Origin of the sequence: Psychrobacter sp. Arc9 (assembly GCF_041431295.1) — a bacterium.
GTDB lineage: Bacteria > Pseudomonadota > Gammaproteobacteria > Pseudomonadales > Moraxellaceae > Psychrobacter.
Window position 1 is genome coordinate 1 of record NZ_JASMRK010000052.1, and the last position, 296, is coordinate 296.

Sequence of the window (296 nt, forward strand, 5' to 3'; positions counted from 1 at the left end):
ACTGGGGCTTTGGTTTGACCCGCTGCAATCTTGACGCTTGCGCCATTGGTGAGGAAGTCTTGGATCTGAGCCTGGGTCGATAAGGTGATCTCAGTACCGTTCTCATCTGTGTAGACGATGCTTGAGATATCAGCGGCATCAATGTCGCTATCGCCGCTATTTAGTTTAACGTCAACGGTGCTGTCAACGGTGCTGATATTGTCTTGGGTGATGCTAAACTCTAAGGTGTTGTCCTCGCCTTCTATGGCAGTATCCTTGGTGGCTGTAATGCTAACGGTCGGACGGTCGCCTTCTTG

Annotated in this window: 1 protein-coding gene; it reads right to left on the reverse strand. The window is 50.7% G+C overall.

Annotation, left to right across the window (positions count from 1 at the left end):
* On the reverse strand, positions 1-296 hold a 296-nt coding region (locus tag QO187_RS13725; RefSeq protein ID WP_371548649.1), incomplete at both ends, for a hypothetical protein.